This is a genomic window from Stutzerimonas kunmingensis (assembly GCF_032106285.1).
Lineage (GTDB): Bacteria > Pseudomonadota > Gammaproteobacteria > Pseudomonadales > Pseudomonadaceae > Stutzerimonas > Stutzerimonas kunmingensis_B.
In genome coordinates, this window is record NZ_DAMCPO010000010.1 from 28,386 (window position 1) to 46,420 (window position 18,035).

General features: G+C 64.4%; 17 protein-coding genes and 1 pseudogene. 10 read left to right on the forward strand and 8 right to left on the reverse strand.

What is annotated here, in order from left to right; all coding sequences use genetic code 11:
• The first annotated feature begins 127 nt into the window (after window positions 1-127).
• The 6 genes from RT582_RS09920 to codA all read left to right on the forward strand — a co-directional run bounded on the left by RT582_RS09920 (window position 128) and on the right by codA (window position 6,005).
• Complete coding sequence (locus tag RT582_RS09920) at window positions 128-484, forward strand: 4a-hydroxytetrahydrobiopterin dehydratase (RefSeq protein ID WP_011914586.1); 357 nt, start codon at window positions 128-130, stop codon at window positions 482-484.
• A complete protein-coding gene (locus tag RT582_RS09925) occupies window positions 484-1,680 on the forward strand; it encodes an amino acid aminotransferase (RefSeq protein WP_313477277.1) in 1,197 nt (398 codons plus the stop codon). Before RT582_RS09920 ends, RT582_RS09925 begins: the two co-directional genes overlap by 1 nt.
• Before the next feature lie 197 nt (window positions 1,681-1,877).
• Window positions 1,878-2,639: a phytanoyl-CoA dioxygenase family protein gene (locus tag RT582_RS09930; RefSeq protein WP_313477278.1), complete on the forward strand. Its 762-nt coding sequence runs from the start codon at window positions 1,878-1,880 to the stop codon at window positions 2,637-2,639.
• Between the two features lie 84 nt (window positions 2,640-2,723).
• A complete protein-coding gene (gene cynS / locus RT582_RS09935) occupies window positions 2,724-3,173 on the forward strand; it encodes a cyanase (RefSeq protein ID WP_313477279.1) in 450 nt (149 codons plus the stop codon).
• Window positions 3,174-3,478: 305 nt separating this feature from the next.
• Window positions 3,479-4,756 (forward strand): cytosine permease, encoded by a 1,278-nt coding sequence (gene codB / locus RT582_RS09940; protein ID WP_313477280.1) that lies wholly within the window; start codon window positions 3,479-3,481, stop codon window positions 4,754-4,756.
• A gap of 13 nt (window positions 4,757-4,769) precedes the next feature.
• Window positions 4,770-6,005 carry a cytosine deaminase gene (codA, locus tag RT582_RS09945; RefSeq protein WP_313477281.1) on the forward strand — a complete coding sequence of 412 codons (1,236 nt, stop codon included), beginning with the start codon at window positions 4,770-4,772 and terminating at the stop codon, window positions 6,003-6,005.
• Here the strand turns inward: codA and RT582_RS09950 are convergent.
• Window positions 5,999-6,685, reverse strand: a complete 687-nt coding sequence (locus RT582_RS09950) for a c-type cytochrome (protein WP_313477282.1) — start codon at window positions 6,683-6,685, stop codon at window positions 5,999-6,001. The two genes, codA and RT582_RS09950, sit on opposite strands and share 7 nt — an antisense overlap.
• Window positions 6,686-7,144: 459 nt before the next feature.
• On the opposite strand from RT582_RS09950, the gene RT582_RS09955 reads away from it, so the two are divergent.
• Window positions 7,145-7,648 carry an acyl-CoA thioesterase gene (locus tag RT582_RS09955; RefSeq protein WP_014819134.1) on the forward strand — a complete coding sequence of 168 codons (504 nt, stop codon included), beginning with the start codon at window positions 7,145-7,147 and terminating at the stop codon, window positions 7,646-7,648.
• A gap of 119 nt (window positions 7,649-7,767) precedes the next feature.
• On the forward strand, window positions 7,768-8,112 hold the full coding sequence (locus tag RT582_RS09960; RefSeq protein WP_023445042.1) for a zinc ribbon domain-containing protein YjdM: 345 nt from the start codon (window positions 7,768-7,770) through the stop codon (window positions 8,110-8,112).
• A gap of 47 nt (window positions 8,113-8,159) precedes the next feature.
• On the opposite strand, the gene RT582_RS09965 is transcribed toward RT582_RS09960, so the two are convergent.
• Window positions 8,160-8,888 carry a DUF1294 domain-containing protein gene (locus RT582_RS09965; RefSeq protein WP_041016013.1) on the reverse strand — a complete coding sequence of 243 codons (729 nt, stop codon included), beginning with the start codon at window positions 8,886-8,888 and terminating at the stop codon, window positions 8,160-8,162.
• 128 nt (window positions 8,889-9,016) lie between these two features.
• On the opposite strand from RT582_RS09965, the gene RT582_RS09970 reads away from it, so the two are divergent.
• Window positions 9,017-9,847, forward strand: coding sequence for an NYN domain-containing protein (locus RT582_RS09970; protein WP_014819131.1), 831 nt, complete (start codon window positions 9,017-9,019; stop codon window positions 9,845-9,847).
• 10 nt (window positions 9,848-9,857) lie between these two features.
• On the opposite strand, the gene RT582_RS09975 is transcribed toward RT582_RS09970, so the two are convergent.
• Window positions 9,858-11,258 (reverse strand): diguanylate cyclase, encoded by a 1,401-nt coding sequence (locus tag RT582_RS09975; protein WP_313477283.1) that lies wholly within the window; start codon window positions 11,256-11,258, stop codon window positions 9,858-9,860.
• Window positions 11,259-11,475: 217 nt separating this feature from the next.
• Here RT582_RS09975 and RT582_RS09980 point away from each other — a divergent pair, with 217 nt between their 5' ends.
• Complete coding sequence (locus RT582_RS09980) at window positions 11,476-11,856, forward strand: hypothetical protein (protein ID WP_023445046.1); 381 nt, start codon at window positions 11,476-11,478, stop codon at window positions 11,854-11,856.
• 12 nt (window positions 11,857-11,868) lie between these two features.
• On the opposite strand, the gene RT582_RS09985 is transcribed toward RT582_RS09980, so the two are convergent.
• The 5 genes and pseudogenes from RT582_RS09985 to RT582_RS10010 all read right to left on the reverse strand — a co-directional run.
• Window positions 11,869-12,795 (reverse strand): ABC transporter permease, encoded by a 927-nt coding sequence (locus tag RT582_RS09985; RefSeq protein WP_313477284.1) that lies wholly within the window; start codon window positions 12,793-12,795, stop codon window positions 11,869-11,871.
• Complete coding sequence (locus RT582_RS09990; RefSeq protein WP_313477285.1) at window positions 12,795-13,931, reverse strand: ABC transporter permease; 1,137 nt, start codon at window positions 13,929-13,931, stop codon at window positions 12,795-12,797. Before RT582_RS09990 ends, RT582_RS09985 begins: the two co-directional genes overlap by 1 nt.
• Entirely contained in the window at window positions 13,924-15,501 is a 1,578-nt protein-coding gene (locus tag RT582_RS09995; RefSeq protein ID WP_313477286.1) for an ABC transporter ATP-binding protein, read from the reverse strand. Before RT582_RS09995 ends, RT582_RS09990 begins: the two co-directional genes overlap by 8 nt.
• Window positions 15,498-16,604 (reverse strand): BMP family ABC transporter substrate-binding protein, encoded by a 1,107-nt coding sequence (locus RT582_RS10000; RefSeq protein ID WP_313477287.1) that lies wholly within the window; start codon window positions 16,602-16,604, stop codon window positions 15,498-15,500. Before RT582_RS10000 ends, RT582_RS09995 begins: the two co-directional genes overlap by 4 nt.
• A 406-nt stretch (window positions 16,605-17,010) precedes the next feature.
• Window positions 17,011-18,015 (reverse strand): annotated as a pseudogene (locus RT582_RS10010) (isopenicillin N synthase family dioxygenase); the annotation flags it as partial.
• Window positions 18,016-18,035 lie beyond the last annotated feature (20 nt).

Sequence of the window (18,035 nt, forward strand, 5' to 3'; positions counted from 1 at the left end):
AGCGCTCGTGGTGGGTTGAGGCTCACCACTGCCGCCATCTGTTCGGCAGGGTGGGCGTCAGCCCGCCATCTTGCCTAAGCTTCAATCTTCAAAAACGACTTCGATCATCAAGAAAGGGACCTACACCATGACCGCCCTCGCCCAAGCCCAGTGCGAAGCCTGCCGCGCCGATGCACCCAAGGTGTCCGATGAAGAACTGGCCGAGCTGATCCGCGAAATCCCCGACTGGAACATCGAAGTGCGCGGCGACCACATGGAGCTGGAACGTGTCTTCCTGTTCCGCAACTTCCGCCACGCCCTGGCCTTTACCAACGCAGTCGGCGCCATCGCCGAGGAAGTCGGCCACCATCCCGCCCTGCTCACCGAGTGGGGCAAGGTCACCGTTACCTGGTGGAGCCACGAGATGCGCGGCCTGCACCGCAACGACTTCATCATGGCCGCCCGCACCGACCAGCTCGCCGCCAGCGCGGAGGGCCGCAAGTAATGCACTTCGGCCAGATTCCCCGCGTGCCCGGCGACCCGATCCTCGGCCTGATGGACCTGTATCAAGCCGACACCAACCCGGCCAAGCTCGACCTCGGCGTCGGCGTCTACAAGGACGCCCAGGGCCTGACGCCGATCCCGCGCGCGGTGAAGCTGGCCGAGCAGCGCCTGGTGGACAGTGAGCAGACCAAGAGCTACATCGGCGGCCACGGCGACGCCCAGTTCGGTGCCCTATTGCTGCGACAGGTGCTCGGCAGCCGCGCCATTGCCCTCGGCGAGCAGCGTGCCGGCTGCACTCAGGCGCCGGGCGGCACCGGCGCGCTGCGTCTGGCCGGTGAGTTCATCGCCAAGTGCCTGCCAGGGCGCAGCATCTGGCTGAGCGATCCCACCTGGCCGATTCACGAAACCCTGTTCGCCGCCGCTGGCCTGCGCGTGCAGCACTACCCCTACGTCGGTGCCGACAACCGGCTCGATGTCGACAGTATGCTCGCCGCACTGCAGCAGGTGCCGGCCGGCGACGTGGTTCTGCTGCACGCCTGCTGCCACAACCCCACCGGCTTCGACCTGAATCACGACGACTGGCTGCGGGTACTGGAGGTGGTGCGTGCGCGCGAGCTGCTGCCACTGTTCGACTTCGCCTACCAGGGCTTTGGCGATGGCCTGGAAGAGGACGCCTGGGCAGTTCGACTGTTCGCCGAAACGCTGCCGGAAATGCTCATCACCAGCTCCTGCTCGAAGAACTTCGGCCTCTACCGCGAACGCACCGGTGCGCTGATCGCGGTCACCAGCGATGCCGAGCGCCTGCTCAACGTACGCAGCCAGCTCGCTTCACTGGCACGCAACCTCTGGTCGACACCGCCCTCTCACGGCGCCGCGGTGGTGGCGACGATCCTCGGCGACGAGCCGCTGCGGCAGATCTGGCAGGACGAGGTCGAGCGCATGCGCCGGCGCATCGCCAGCCTGCGCGCCGGTCTGGTCGAGGCACTGACGCCCTACGGCCTGGCCGAGCGCTTTGCGCATATCGCCCAGCAGCGCGGGATGTTCTCCTACACCGGCCTTACCGCCGAGCAGGTACGTCGACTGCGTGCCGAGGATTCGGTGTATCTGGTGGAAAGCGGTCGGGCCAACGTCGCCGGACTGGATGCCGAGCGCCTGGATGCGCTGGCCAAGGCCATCGCACGGGTGGTTTCGAGCTAGGCAAGGTGCGCGCCGGTGACGCCGCTTCTGGCGACGCCGCCGGGTACGCCGGAGCGAGGAGACAGTCGCGCGGCTCGTGACCACGCAGCTGGCTGCCGAAGCAGCGCCGGCACAGTAGCGCGGCAAGCTTTCAGCCGGCTTTCAACGGGCGCCCACGCTGCCTATGCTGAGCGATAGTTGTCCGACCGTTTACCGCCATGCCTGAATCCAGCGACCTCCAGCAACAGCTCGCCGCCCTGCACCAACAGGGCTTCGTGCTGCTGCCTGCGGTGATCGATCCGCCAACGATCACGGAGCTGCGCGAAGCCATCGATGGCCTCGAACCCATCCACTGGGATTACCAAGGCCTGGTCGACGATCACTTCAAGTGCGTCTTCAATCGCTCGCCGTTCTGGCTGCGCTTTCTCGATCTGCCCGGCGTGATCGAACTGGCCGAGGCGGCGCTCGGCACGGACTGCCACATCATCGGCCAGACCGCCTGGCGCAGCCGCCCGGGCTTTATCGGCGGCGAGCTGCATGCCGACTACCTGGCCATGGAGCTGCCGGAAAGCCTGCTCGCCGACCCCGCCTTCGAGCTGCCGATGCAGGTCTGCACCGCGCACCTGTACCTGGACGACATCGACGCCGACCTCTGCCCGACCCTGGTGATTCCCAGCAGCCACCGCGCCGGGCGCAAGCCGCGCCCAGGCGAAACGCAGTGGCACGGCCGCGCGCCTGAGCCAGTGCTGTGCCAGGCCGGCGACCTGCTGTTCTTTCGCAGCGACCTCTGGCACGCCGGCAGTCGCAACCGCACCGCCGAGCGCAGTCGCTACCTGCTGCAGATCCACTACGGCCGGCGCATGGTGGCGCAGAAGTTCTCCCCCTACCTGCACTTCAGCTTCAACCCCGAGGTGCTGGCCGCCACCACGCCGCGCCAGCGTCGTCTGCTCGGCGAGCACGAAGCGGCCGAATACGACTGAATCCCCTGGCACCGAACCTGCATCGACCGAGGCCAGCCGCGCCCGCGCGGCCATTCACTCGCATTCGCCAGATGAGGATTCGTCATGATCAGCAGTCGTGAACAGGTCACCCAGATGATCGTCTCCGCCAAGGTAAGCAAGGGCCTGAAGTGGGCGCATGTCGCCGAAAGCATCGGCATGTCCAAGGAGTGGACCACCGCCGGTTGCCTCGGTCAGATGGCCTTCGACAAGGCCCAGGCGGAAACCCTGAGGCAGCTCTTCGAGCTCTCCGACGAAGCCGTCGCCTGGCTGCAGATCGCCCCCTACAAGGGTTCGCTGCCCACCGCGGTGCCGACCGACCCGCTGATCTACCGCTGGTACGAACTGGTCAACGTCTACGGCACCACCATTAAGGAGCTGATCCACGAGGAATTCGGTGACGGCATCATGAGCGCCATCGACTTCTCCATGGATATCCAGCGCCAGAGCGACCCCAAGGGCGATCGCGTCAACGTGGTGCTGTCCGGCAAATTCCTGCCCTACAAGAGCTACTAAGGGGCCGGGCCAAACCCATCAACGGGTACGGATCTCCCCGCGCGCCAGGCTTTCCACGCTGTTGCCCGACGGGGCCGCCGCGTGCAGGTCCGCACCGCACTCGGTGGCCAGCTAGGGAGAGAATGTCGCTCCGCTTGTGGGAGCTTCGCGCTAGGGCGCCATTCCGGTGCGTGCAGCCAACTAGTTGCACCAGCAAGGGCCAGCCTTGATGACCACGTCATCGCCCCGCGCGCCGAGTTGGCCGATCGGTCAGCAATGGCATGGCATCTGCACCCATGCTGCATCCACCTTGCGGAGCAACCACCATGAAACAGCCCGTCGATACCGACTATCCCCTGAGCGAAGTGCCTGCCGGCGCGCGCAAGGGGCTGTGGTCCACTTCCATCCTGCTGTTCGGCTTCACCTTCTTCACCGCCACCATGTTCGCCGGCGGCAAGATCGGCCTGGCCTTCGACTTCAAGACCATGCTCTGGGCCGCGGTGATCGGCAACCTGCTGCTCGGTCTCTATGCCGCTGCGCTCGGGCTGATCGCCTGCCGCAGCGGGCTGAACTCGGTGCTGATGGGGCGTTTCTGCTTCGGCGAGGTTGGCAGCCGGCTATCGGACTTCCTGCTCGGCTTTACCCAGATTGGCTGGTACGCCTGGGGTACGGCGACCATCGCCATCGTCCTGGTGCGCCTGCTGGCGTTGCCGGAAAGCTGGACGCTGCCGTTGATGGTGCTGTTCGGTTTCGGCTTCTGCCTGACCGCCTTCGTCGGCTACAAGGGCCTCGACCTGCTCTCGCGCATCGCGGTGCCAGCGATGCTGATTCTGCTGATTGCCTCGCTGTGGACCGCCACCCGTGACGTCGGTGGGCTGGATGGTCTGCTGGCGGTAGAACCGGGCGACAGCCTGACCCTGGGCATGGCGATCACCATGATCTTCGGCACCTTCGTCAGCGGCGCGACCCAGGCCACCAACTGGACGCGTTTCGCCCGCAGCAGCAAAGTCGCCGTATGGGCCAGTTTGATCGGCTTCTTTATCGGCAACGGCTTGATGATCGTCGCCGGCGCCTACGGGGCCATCGTCTACCAGCAGCCGGACATCGTCGAAGTGCTGGTGCTGCAGGGATTGTCGATGGCCGCGGTGGTGATGCTTTTCCTCAACCTCTGGACCACGCAGGACAACACCATCTACAACTTCGCCGCTGCCGGCTGCAACCTGCTTCGCACCGAGCGCCGCCGCCTGGTGACCCTTGGCGGCGCCTTCGTCGGCACGCTGCTGGCGCTGGGCGGCATGTACGAACTGCTGATCCCCTTCCTGATCCTGCTCGGCTCGATCATCCCGCCCATCGGCGGCGTGATCATGGCGGACTACTTCTACCGTCATCGCGGGCAATACCCGAAACTGGCCGAGGCGCGCCTGCCGAAATACAACAGCCTGGGCCTGGCGGCCTATGTGCTGGGCGCCGCCTGCGCGTATTTCTCGCCCTGGGTGGCGCCCATCGTCGGCATACTGGTGGCCGCCGCAGCCTATATTGTGCTGTACGAGGGTCAGCGCCTGGCCCTGTCGCGCACGGTACTGACGCAAACCGACGCACGCTGATCAAGGAGTCACCATGAACATCCTCAACGCCCGCCTGCGCGGCCGCAGCGGCCTCTACCGCATCGAACTAAACGGCGCACGCATCGCGTCCATCAGCGCGCAGCAGGCACCAGCCGAAGCCAACGAGGGCGATATCGACGCGGCCAGCAATCTGGTGGTGCCGCCCTTCATCGAGCCGCACATCCACCTGGACGCCACCCTTACCGCTGGCGAGCCGGCGTGGAACATGAGCGGCACGCTGTTCGAGGGCATCGAGCGCTGGGGCGAGCGCAAGGCGCTGGTCACCCACGAGGACACCAAGGCGCGGGCGAAGAAGACCATCGACATGCTGGTCGACCACGGTATCCAGCATGTGCGAACCCACGTCGACGTCACCGACCCGACGCTGTCGGCGCTGAAATCGATGCTCGAGGTGCGCGAGGAAACCCGCCACCTGATCGACCTGCAGATCGTCGCCTTCCCGCAGGAGGGCATCGAGTCGTTCAAGGGCGGTCGCGAGTTGATGACCGAGGCGATCGCCATGGGCGCCGATGTGGTCGGCGGCATTCCGCACTTCGAGAACACCCGCGACCAGGGCGTCAGCTCGATCAAGTTCCTCATGGACCTGGCCGAGCGCAGCGGCTGCCTGGTGGACGTGCATTGCGACGAAACCGACGACCCACAGTCGCGCTTTCTCGAAGTGCTCGCCGAAGAAGCGCGGGTGCGCGAGATGGGCGATCGGGTCACCGCCAGCCACACCACGGCGATGGGCTCCTACGACAACGCCTACTGCTCCAAGCTGTTCCGTCTGCTCAAGATGTCGAAGATCAACTTCGTTTCCTGCCCGACCGAGAGCATCCACCTGCAGGGCCGCTTCGATACCTATCCCAAGCGTCGCGGGCTGACCCGTGTGGCCGAGATCGACCGCGCCGGGATGAACATCTGCTTCGGTCAGGATTCCATCGTCGACCCTTGGTATCCGCTGGGCAACGGCAACATCCTGCGCATCCTCGAAGCCGGGCTGCACATCTGTCACATGCTCGGCTACGAGGACCTGCAGCGCGGCCTGGACCTGATCACCGACAACAGCGCACGGACGCTGAACCTGGGCGAGCGCTACGGACTGGAAGTGGGGCGCCCGGCGAACCTGCTGGTGCTGTCGGCGCCGGACGACTACGAGATGCTGCGCACCCAAGGCCACGCCCTGCTTTCGGTGCGCAATGGTGAGGTACTGATGCGCCGCACGCCGGCGCAGATTCAGCGCTATTGAGCGGCCGCGGTTGTCTTGCGCAAGCGGTTGATGTTGGCCATCTCTTCGGCCGGCGTCAGCTTCAGCTGCGATAGGTAGGCGGCCAGCGCCTCGACGTCAGCGGCAGAGAGGTGGCTTGCCACGCCGATCATCACCGAGCCGGCACGGCTGGGGTCGTTCTCGCGGAAGCGCGTCAGCGCCTTGCGGATATATTCGTCCGGCTGTCCGGCCAGCCGCGGCATGGTCTCCATGCCCTCCGCATGCGCGCCATGGCAGCCGGTGCAGGTGCTCTGGAAGATCTTCTCGCCGGTATTGCGCAAGGCTGCATCCGTCGCACCTTCCGGCGGATTGACCTTCTGCTGGCTGAAGAACACTGCGATGTTCACCCGCTCCTCCATGCTGAGATTCTGCGCCAGCTTGGACATGACGAAGTCGGTGCGCTCGCCGCTGGCGAACTTCTCGAAGGCATGGAACAGGTATCGCGGATTCTGCCCGGCAAGATTGGGAATGTACTTGCGCTTGCTGTTGCCGGTTTCGCCGTGGCAGTAGGAACAGAACACGGCGCGTTCCTGACCGGCCAGGCTGGCCTGCTCGCGCCGTTGCTCATCGGCCATGACGTAGTTGAAGCGCTCGACGACCGCCTCGCTGGCATGAGTCAGCGGAACGAAGCAGGCGAGCAGGGCAAGAGCGAGCGTACGCATGAGGAGGCATCCGTTACTTGAAGTAGTTAGTGGCCTGTTTGGGTTCAGTTGGTCAATTTCGGCGCCCATGGCCCCGATACTGTGTCGCAGCGCCTTGTCTCGGAGTCATGTTCATCCGAACTTGCCTCGACCCACTCACCGCACAGGCCATTAGGATTTTGTGGGCATCCGACTATAAGAAGCGCCAGGCCAGCGGACCCCGGCACAGGTCAACAAAAGTGCTGTTGTGCGAGGCGCCGGCGCCATCCGTGCGCCACGTCACAGATCGCTGCCGGCCCTGCCCAGGGAGCAGGACACTCATGCCGTAGCTGGCGCTTTTTCCGCCAAATGACAGAAGTGCGCGCCTTTGCCGCATTGACGATAGAAAAAATCGATGAAGCGTTTTGATGGAAACGCCAGACAGGAAGGAGGCATTCGACTAAAGTAGCAACCCTTCACCACCGAGGAGCCGTAACCCCCATGCTAGATGGACATGCAGAGCTGACCATGACCGTGCTGATGACGCCGGACAAAGCCAATTTTTCCGGCAACGTACATGGCGGCACGCTGCTCAAGTATCTCGACGAGGTCGCCTACGCCTGCGCCAGCCGCTACGCCGGGCAGTACGTCGTCACCCTCTCGGTGGATCAGGTGGTGTTCCGCCAGCCGGTGCATGTTGGCGAACTGGTCACCTTCCTCGCCTCGGTCAACTACACCGGTACGACTTCGATGGAGATCGGCATCAAGGTCGTCACCGAAGACATTCGCGAGAAAACCGTACGCCACACCAACAGCTGCTTCTTCACCATGGTCGCCCTCGGCGAAGACGGCAAACCGGTACCGGTACCGCCGCTCAACCCGAAGACGCCTGAACAGCAGCGTCGTTTCGCCCAGGCCTACCAGCGCCGCGAAATCCGCCGCGAACTGGAACATCGCTACAGCGAGCTACGCGCTGGCAACGAGCGCCTCACCGCCGTGAAGTAAGCGCTACCCCGTGAAACCACGTGGAATCCGGCCAGCCTGGATTCCACGGCGGCCCCAAATTTGTAACAAAACCTTATACAATGCACGGCTTTCCGCATCCCGCCCCCTGAGGATCTGCCGTGAGCTCGCTGCCACCCTGCCCCAAATGCAACTCCGAATACACCTACGAAGACGGCCAAATGCTGGTCTGCCCCGAGTGCGCCCATGAGTGGTCCGCCACTGACGGCGCGGCTGCCGCGAGCGAAAGCGACAAGGTGATCAAGGACTCGGTAGGCAACACGCTGCAGGATGGCGACACCATCACGGTAATCAAGGACCTCAAGGTCAAGGGCTCGTCGCTGGTGGTCAAGGTCGGCACCAAGGTGAAGAACATCCGCCTGGTCGACGGCGACCACGATATCGACTGCAAGATCGACGGCATCGGCGCGATGAAGCTGAAGTCCGAGTTCGTCAGAAAAGTCTGAGCCGCGATGCTCGTCCGAAAGCCCGGCATTCGCCGGGCTTTCGCGTTTCAGAGCAGCCGCAACAGCCAGTCCAGCCGCTCGCGGGTAAAGCCGCTACCAACGAACAGCAGATCGATCCAGAACGCCTGGTGCAGCATCACGATCAGCCAGAAGGCCAGCTGATAGCTCAGCTTGCGGGTCTTGTGGCGAAACACTTGCTGCGCCACGAGCGCACCCGGCCAGCCGCCGGCCAGCTCGAAGAAATGCAGTGTGGTTTCCGGTGTGCGCCAGCGATCCTTCAGCGCGCTGTGCTTATCGCGCCAGTAGAGGACGAAGGTGAGCAGGCTGGCGACGGCATAGATCGCCAACGGCAACACCGCACCGAGGCGCAGGAGGCTACCCGCCAACGGCAGCAGACAGAGCAGCCCGAACAGCACCAGTTTGAGGGGAAGCTGCTGGATGTTGCCAGCGACCAACTGGCGCGCAGGCTTGCCAGCGGCCCGCGCCGTCGCGCGCGGACGGGCCTGTTGCTCGGCCGGCTTGCGCTGACTGCCCGGGCGCTGGCGAATCGCTGGCTGGTCCAGCGTCAGCGGCGCATCCAGCCGCAGATGCTCGGCACGCAGCCGACCCTGGGGATCGCGCCCCGACACGTAGAGCACACGATCACCAACCAGCGGCCGACGCTCACCATGCACGGCCGAGATATGCGCGAAGACATCTTCACCGCCCTGCTCCGGGCGAATGAAGCCGAAGCCCTTCTGGTCGTTCCAGCTTTTCAGCGTGCCTCGCTGTTCCATGCACCGCAATCCATGTGATCAAAGTCGCGCATGCTAACCGAGCTCGGCATGCGTTGGCAGCACACCGCTATGGCCATGGCACGGTGGTCGGCGTTATGGTCGGGCGATCTCCAGTCCAGGGAAGAAGCATGGCCAGCAAGCCCAACAGTTCGAACAAGCAGAAGCACCTCGCCGTGCTGATCGACGCCGACAACGCGCCCGCCGCCATCGTCGAAGGGCTGTTCGAGGAGATCGCAAAATACGGCGTCGCCAGCGTCAAGCGCATCTACGGCGACTGGACCAAACCCAACCTCGGCAGCTGGAAAAAGGTGCTGCTCGACTACTCGATCCAGCCGATCCAGCAGTTCGCCTACACCTCGGGCAAGAACGCCACCGACAGCTCGCTGATCATCGACGCCATGGACCTGCTCTACACGCGGCGTTTCGACGGCTTCTGCCTGGTTTCCAGCGACAGCGACTTCACTCGTCTGGCCGCACGCATCCGCGAAGAGGGCCTGACGGTGTATGGCTTTGGTGAGCAGAAGACGCCCTCGCCCTTCGTCTCTGCCTGCGACAAGTTCATCTACACCGAAATCCTGCGCGCCGATGCCGCCAAAACGACATCCGAGCCACCGTCATCGGAAAAGCTCGCCGCAGCCGCCGCTCAGGTGGAAGAAACCAGCAAGCCGCCGAAGGCCGGCGACAAGGGCGACACCATCAAATGTCAGCAGGTGCCGGTGGACTTCATCGCCAAGGTGCTCGACGACCTGTCCGAGGAGGACGACTGGATTCAGCTGGGCACTCTCGGACAGAACATCAGCAAGCTCCGCCCCGCCTTCGATCCGCGGCTGTATGGCTGCAAGAAGCTCAGCGACCTGATCGCCAACCAGCCCAAGCGCTTCGACCTGGAATCACGGGGCAGCAGCGCCACCGGCGGCAAGGACCTCTACGTGCGCCTACGCAAACCCGGCAAGCACTGAGCACCGCCACTCAGCTTGCCTGCTCGTCCGGCGCATGGCAGCAGACGCGGTCCCGGCCCTCATGCTTGGCCCGGTACAGCGCAGCGTCGGCACGGCGCAGCAGGCTGTCCACCGTGTCCGTCGCGTTTAGCTCGGCGACACCGGCGCTGAGGGTCTGCGTCTGGCCAGTACTGAAAGACAGCGCCCGCGACTGCTCGCACAGGCGCTCGGCAAACGCTGCAGCCTGATGGCTGCTAGTTTCCGGGCACAGCAGAAGGAACTCCTCCCCACCCCAGCGGCCCACGGCGTCACTGCCGCGCAGACCGGATACCAGCAGGTCGGCGAACTCCTTGAGGACGCGGTCCCCCATCTGATGGCCGAACTCGTCGTTGATGGATTTGAAATGGTCGATATCCAGCATGACGATCGACAGCGGCCGGCTGTAACGCCGCGCCTGCTCCAGCGCCCTGGCGAAACGCCGATCCAGGGCGGCGCGGTTGGCCAGGCCGGTGAGCGGATCGGTCTGCGATTTGACCTGCAGCTGCTCGTTCAACCGGCGCAGCCGGCCGATCCAGAACAGGCTGGTCAGCAGCATCACCGAAAAGACCACGACGATCTGCACGACCAGACGGTAGTCGGTGCCCGACTCGACGCGAATCGGCGCATGCCTGTTGGCGATCTGGTTCAGCTCGCCCGGTGTGATCGTCGCGATCGCCTTGTCCAGGATATCGCGCAGCACCGGCTCGCTCTTCAGCACGCCGATGCGAAACTGATTGTCGAGACTCGTCAGCTGCCCGGCGATCTTCAGATTGAACCAGCCTTCGCGGCGAATGGTGTAGGCAGCCACGGTCAGCGAGCGCACGGTGAGGTCGGCCTTGCGCTCGTTCACCAGCGCCAGCGCCTGGGCATCCGTGTCGGTGCTGATGACGCGCAAGCGGGGAAAGTCCCGCCGAACGCTTTCCTCGACAAACGTGCCCACCGGCAAAGCGACCGTTACGTCTTCGAGGGCGGACAAGTCAGCCACATAGGGATGGTCTTCCCGCGCGATCACCACATTGGCGTCGGTGAACAGCGGTTGGGTGAAGATCAGCCAGGCATCACGCACCGGCGTCTGGTTGAGGAAGCTGAGCAGCTGGCAGCGGCCAGCCTGGGAGAACGCCACCGACTGGCCCCAGTCGCTGGTCGCCACGATATCCAGTTGCAGCCCCGCCCGTTGTGCTACCAGCCGAAGCAGGTCGGCGGCGATCCCTTCATGCTCCCCGCGGGCATTGAGCATCTCGAACGGCAGCCAGTCCGGGTCGACACAGATGCTGACCGAGCGGTTGCCGGCCAGCCAGTCGCGTTCGGCTGCGTCGAGCTCGAGCGTTACATCGGCCGTTGCCGCTGCACCACCTGCAAATGCCAGCAACGCCAGAAGCAGATACCTAGTCACTTCAGCCACCCTCGGAAGGAGTGCACGTAACATTGGCGACGGCTGCAGTTCAACACGGCGCAAATGGCACGGCAAGATCAATCATGGCTTTGAGCCATCACAAATCATGCCAACCATTTTTTTGACGCTTCTAATCATTTGCAATCATTGATTGGCGCAGCGATCGAACCGACCCCCGGCCAGCTCTTCTAACGGGGACCGAATATTGGAGGTTTCAATGAGCAAGCAGCTATTTCTCGCCTGCGGTCTGGCGCTCTGTGCCCCGCTGGCGTTCGCACAAACGCCGCCGCCGGAAGTGGTCACCCACCTCAACGGCCTCGATGTGGAGATCAGTCCGATGGGCGTGCCGGCCAAATCCGAAGGGGTCGAAGGCGAGCTGCTTGGCGTGCGGGCGGTGAAGGTGATGAACCGCACGGGCGGCCAGATCACCTGCGAGTTCCATGTACCGAACGACGCGCGCTCGGATACTTCGGCGTCTCCAGTTTTCACTGTCGCGCCAAATACCCAGCGCACCGAGCGGGTTCCCGGCGACTACTCGCCGGACGAGCCCTACGCGGAGATCACTTGCCGCTCCAGCGACCAGAGCCCGGCGCAATGAGCGCCGTGACCTTCAGCGGCGCTCCTCGCGGATAAAGGGAATACCCAGTGCGCCCGGCTGATTGCCGGAAACGTTCTTGCCGCTGGCAACCCAGATCATCACCGCCAGGGTCACGGCGTAGGGCGTCATCAGCACGAAGTACTGCGGCAGACGCACCCCGGCAGCGGCCAGATGCGGGATCAGCGCCTCGATGCAGCCGAACAGCAGCGCACCGGCCAGGGCCTTCCAGGGTGACCAGCGGGCGAAGATCACCAGCGCCACGGCGATCCAGCCGCGGCCGCCAGTCATATCGGCGATCCACAGCTTGGTGCTGAGCACCGAGATATAGCCGCCGGCCAGGCCGATCAGCGCGGCGCCGGCGAGAATCGCCGCCAGCCGATAGCCGAGCACGGAAATGCCCGCAGCGTCCGCCGCCTGCGGGTTCTCCCCCACCGCGCGCAAACGCAGGCCGGTGGTGGTGCGGGTAAGAAACCAGACCACGGCGAGAAAGATCAGCGGCGTCATGAACACCTGCGGGTTCTGCACGAAGACTTTGCCCACGAGCGGCAACTCCGACAGCGGCCACAGCTCGACCGCGCCCAACCCCTTGACCGGCTTGTTGGTCCAGTCCAGCAAGGTGCCGAGCAGGCCGGTCAGGCCCTGGCAGAAGAACACCAGCGCCAACCCGGCGATCACCTGGTTGATCCGTAGCACCAGCACCATCAGTGCGAACAGCAGCGACACCACGGCAGCCGCGCCCATAGCCATCAGCAGCGAAGTGCCGTGGCTGCCGAACGCCAGTTGCGCGCCAATCCCGGCCAGCGCGCCGACCAGCATCAGGCCCTCGGCGCCCAACGCCAGGACGCCCGCCCGTTCCGTGAGAATCAGCCCCAGCGCCGCGAGGGCGAAGGGCACGGCGAAGTCCGGCGTATTGCCGAGCCAGTTGGCGATCATATCCATCAGCTTTCGCCTCCCTGAACGCGGCGGATGCGGTGGCGGATAAAGAAATCCGAAGAGGCGACGCAGATCACCAGGATCGCCTGGATCAACTGCACCATGGAAAACGGGATCTGGTAGAACACCTGCAGGCTGCGCCCTGCGACAAAGAGCATCGCCATCAACAGCGCCACCACCAGCGCCGCCACCGGGTTGTTGCGCGCAAGAAAGGCGATGAGAATTCCGGAGAAGCCGTAGCCCTGATAGAACGACTGGGTCAGCCGCCCCTCCTGCCCGGCCGTGACGAGAAACCCGGCGATCCCGGCCATGGCGCCGGAAACCAGCACCGTGCCGATGATCATCTTCTGCACCGGCACCCCGACGGCGCCCGCCACACGCGGATTGGCATCGACGAAGCGCAGATAGAGCCCGGCTCGGGAAATACCGAGAAACCACAGCGCCAGCAGCGCAACGACTACCGCCAGCGGCACTGCCGCGCTGATGCCATCGAACAGCTCCGGCAGGCGCTCGAACGGCTGGAATTGTGGCGAATAAGGGAACGAGCTTTTCGGGTCCTTCCAGCTTCCGTACAAAAGGTGCAGCAGGAAACTGATCGCCAGGTAGTTGAGCATCAGTGTCGAGATGATCTCGTTGACCTTCAGCCGCAGCTTGAGCAACACCGGCGCCAGCGCCCAGAGCAGCCCGCAAAAGATCGCCGCTGCGAGCATCAAGGGCAGACGCAGCGCCTGCGGGCCGATCTCGAACAGCGAGATCGCAGTGGCACCGATGGCGCCCCAGATCATCTGACCCTCAAGCCCGAGGTTCCAGAACTTGGCGCGAAACGCCATGCAGCCAGCCAGGCCGACGAGGATCATCGGCGATGCTTGAAACAAGACCGCTTTCAGGCTCTGCGCATCGAACACCGTGAGGATGACGAACTCGTTGAGCAGCTCACCGGCCGGAACGCCAGCGGCGATCAGGATGGCGGCGGAAATACCCAGCCCCAGCAGCAGCGCGAGACCGATGATCACAGCCTGCCAATGCCAAGCCAGTTGCTGGCGGATCTCCAGAGCGTAACGCCGCGACAGCAGCGGCTGTTTCGGGCGCTCGGCCGCTTGCGTAGCCTGCTCGATCATCACGGGGCGTACCTGTTCATTCATGGTTTACCCTTTCTGGATTCAACTCGCCATGGCTCAGCTCCCCATGGCTGACCATCGCCCTACCAATGGCCTGGCGATCCGCGGGCCGGTCGAACTCGGCAACGATGCGCCCGGCGTTCATCACGCCGATGCGGTCGGCCAGCGCCAGCACTTCGTCGAGGTCTTCACTGATCACCAGCACCGCCGCGCCGGCATCGCGCGCGGCGCGCAGGCGGCCATGCACGGAGGCGGTGGCGCGTACGTCCAGCCCGCGACTGGGGCTGTGCACGAGCACCAGTTGCGGGTCGCGGGAAAACTCGCGGGCGATCACCAGCTTCTGTGCGTTGCCGCCGGAGAGCAGCGCGGCCTTCTGCTTCAGCGAGCGCACGCCCTGCACATCGAACCCGGCCACCGCCTCGGCGGCCTCTGCCTCCAGACGCTTGCGCCGGAGATTGAAGAACGAGCCATAGCGGCCGCTATGGATCTGCCCGACACCGAAGTTCTCCGCCACCGAAAGCTCGCCCGCCAGCGCGGTGCCGTAGCGGTCAGCCGGAATCGAGGCGATGCGCAGCTCCCGGCGCTGTTCAGGGCTGGCCCGGCGCAAGTCACCGAAGCCGGTCAATTCCAACGCGCCTTCGCAGGATTCGGGCAAGCCCATCAGCACGTTCGCCAACTCGCTCTGGCCGTTGCCGCCGACGCCAGCGATGCCGTAGATCTCGCCCGCGCGCAGGCTCAGGGTCACGCCATTGAGTGCGCCATGCCCGCCCGGGCCGGTCGATCTGAGATTACGCACCTGCAGCCGCACCTCGCCCGGTGTCGCCGGCTGATACTCGCTGGCCGGTGCGGACTCGCCCACGGTCAGACGCACCAGCTCCGGCACCGAGACCGATTGCGGGTCGAGGGTTTGAATCGTTCGCCCGGCGCGCATCACGGTCACGCGGTCGGCGAAGCGCTTCACATCGCTCATCTTGTGAGTGACCAGAATCACCGCCGCGCCCTGGCGGGCAAAGGCGCGCACGGTTTCCAGCAGGCGCTCGGCTTCCTGATCAGTGAGGACCGCCGTCGGCTCATCGAGGATCAGGATCCGCGCGCCGGCCAGCAGCACCTTGAGAATTTCCACCCGCTGCTGCTCGGCCACCGACAGCGACTCGGTGACCTTGCGCGGGTCGATGGTGAAGCCCAGCTCTGCCGCCTTGTCGCTGATCCGCTGCTCCAAAGCTGTCAGCCGCTGCCGGTGGCTGCCCGCGAAAGCATGATTGCCGGGCCCCACGGGCAGCCCCAGCTGGATGTTCTCAGCCACAGTAAAGGGCTTCACCAGCTTGAAATGCTGGTGAACCATGCCGATGTGGTAGCGACCAGCATCCCGCGGTCCGCTCAAGCGCACCGGGTTGTCGTCGATCAGCAGCGATCCGCGTTCCGGTGCGTAGAGGCCGGCGGCGATGTTCATCAGCGAGGACTTGCCCGCGCCGTTTTCGCCGAGCAGCGCGTGCACTTCGCCCCATTTGGCGGTGAAGTCCGCCTGGGACAGGGCCATGAAGCCGTCGAACGACTTGCTCACCCCGGTCAGCTGGATCGCGTTCAGGTTGCTCATTGCTGGGTGATCACTCCTTTGACGAACCAGTCCATCTGCCACAGTGCGGGGTCGGCCATGACCTCGCCAGCGGCGATGCGCTCGGTGCCGTCACGGTCGAGCATCGGGCCGGCGTAGATCTTCTTCTCGCCTTTGAGCAGCTCTTCGCGGGCGGCCATGATCTTGGCCTTATCCGCCTCGGAAACCGCCGGGCCGCAGCAGGCCGCGTCGGTGCCGCCTTCGGCCATGGACAGCAGCGCGCCGTTCTCTGGCGGCGTCCAGTTGCCGGCGCTGATCTTCTTCAGCTCCGGCGCGAGGAATTTGTCCCACACCCAGACCGAAGAACAGACGGTGGCATCCGGGGCAAACTCGCGCATGTCGCGATGGTGCCCGGTGCCGTGTACGCCGCGCTCCTGAGCGACGATCTGCGGCGTCGGGCTGTCGACGTGCTGGCCGAGCACGTCGGCGCCGGAGTCGATCAGCGCCATGGCGGCGGCGCGTTCCTTGACCGGGTCGTTCCAGGCGCCGGTGTAGACAACGGTGACGGTGGCGTCCGGGTTGATCTGCTGGGCGCCCAGGGCGAAGGCGTTGACCGTCCAGTTCACCTGACCAAAGGGATTGGCCGCAACGAAGCCGAGCTTGCCGGTCTTCGACGCCGCGCCCGCCGCCATGCCGCACAGGTACTGGCTTTCGTAGGTGCGCCCATAAAAGGATTCGAGATTGGCGCTATTCGTGGTGCCCGAGCCGTTGAGGAAGGCGACATCCGGATACTTGTCAGCCAGCTCCTTGAAGGTGTCCGAGTAGCCGAAGGCGGTGCCGATGATGACGTTGGCGCCGCGCTGGATCAGCCGGTCCACGGCCGGGCGGATCGAGGAGGCGTTCTCAGGCACGCTCTCGACGTACTGGATCTTGGTATCCAGCTCGGTTTCGAGCTTCTGCCGCGCCTCGTCGAAGGCCTGAGTCCAGCCGCCGTCATTGCGCGGGCTGATGTAGAGCATGGCGATTTTCGCCGGTTTATCGAGCGTCAGCCCCTGCCCTTCCTGCGCCGAAGCCAGGCCCGCCGCGCCTGTCAGGCCGAGAGCCACCGCCGCACACAAGGTCCGTTTCATGAACTTATTCAGCATTTTTGATTTCCTGATGGTGGGATCGTCAAAGCATGTGGTTGATGCGGAACACGTTTTTCTCGGGGTCCAGCAGCACCGCCTGGTACCAGTGGTAGTAGGTTTCGTAAGGCGCCTTGATCAGCGTCGCGCCCATGGCGACGGCAATGGGCACCAGGCGGTCGACCTCCTCTTTCGACTCGACATCGATATTCAGCAGGAACTTGCAGCCGCGGGTGTCGGCGAACTCGTCCAGCTGCAGCAGTTCATAGGCTTCCGGTGCGTTGAAGCCGATGCAGCTCTTGCCGGTATCCAGCCCGCGAAAGATCGGCGAGGCGATCTCGGGGATGTTCCTGAAGCCGAACAGCTCACGGTAGAAGCCGCTCAGGGCTTCGATGTCGCGGGCGAACACGTTGACGTATGAAAGCGTGCTCATGCGACCTTTGCCGAAGGTGGTCTGCTTGACGAACTTGGAGAGCAGGTTGTCGCCGGAGGTAACCGGCGCGTGGCGCGGCGGATTGGCGGCGCTGCAGCAACTCGGCAGGCACTCGATCAGCGCGTCGTAGTTGGGCTGATGGAAAAACACCAGCGACTGGCGACCGTTGTCGGCGGTGCTGTCGGCCGGCGGGTTGACCACCCTATGCAGCGTGGAAATCCACTGGTCGTTGGTCCACTGCATCATCAGGTCGCCGATGTTCACCGCGAATCCGTTCTCTACATAAGGCACGTCCACCCAGTCGCCCTGGCGGTTGCGCGCCTGCAGACCGCCCAACGCGTTGTCCGGTTTGACGATGGTCAGGCTGCCGTAATCGGTATGGGCACCGGCGCGTAGTTGACCTGGCTCGACCTCACCCTTGAGGTCCGGATAGCTCAGGCTGCGGAACATGCTGATGTGCTTGTCGATCTTGTCGTCGAAGAAGGTTTCCGGCAGTTCCAGCGCCAGGGCGAAGATGCGCATCAGCGACTGCGCCAATTCGCTCATCGCGGCGAAATACGCGCGATAGGCCCGCTCGAAGCCTTCAATGCCGGTGGGCCAGACATTCGGCGCGAAATGCGGGCCGGCTGCGGCGCAACGGTAGTAGTCCTCATCCGGGACGTCGCTGGGCCCGATGGAAAAGGATTCCTTGAGATCGCCGGGCGCGGCCTCCTCCATGGAGTACGACAGGCTCTCCTCGGCGATGGCGCTGTAGCCGCGCACCATTTCCGGGCTGGGTCGGTCGACCTTGCGCTTTTCCGGCAACGGCAAGGCGAAGAACTGCCGCGTCAGCCGCGACACGCGCTCGATCAGTTCGGTGGGGATCTGATGATTAGTGATGACCAGAAAGCCGATGTCGCGACAGGCCTGGTCCACGGCCTTGGCCACCTGGGTCTTGCCCTCCGGCGTGCCGGCAAAATATGGCGCCAGGTCGATGATGGGAACGTATTGCAGAGTCATGGGTGACGCACTCCTCTGAC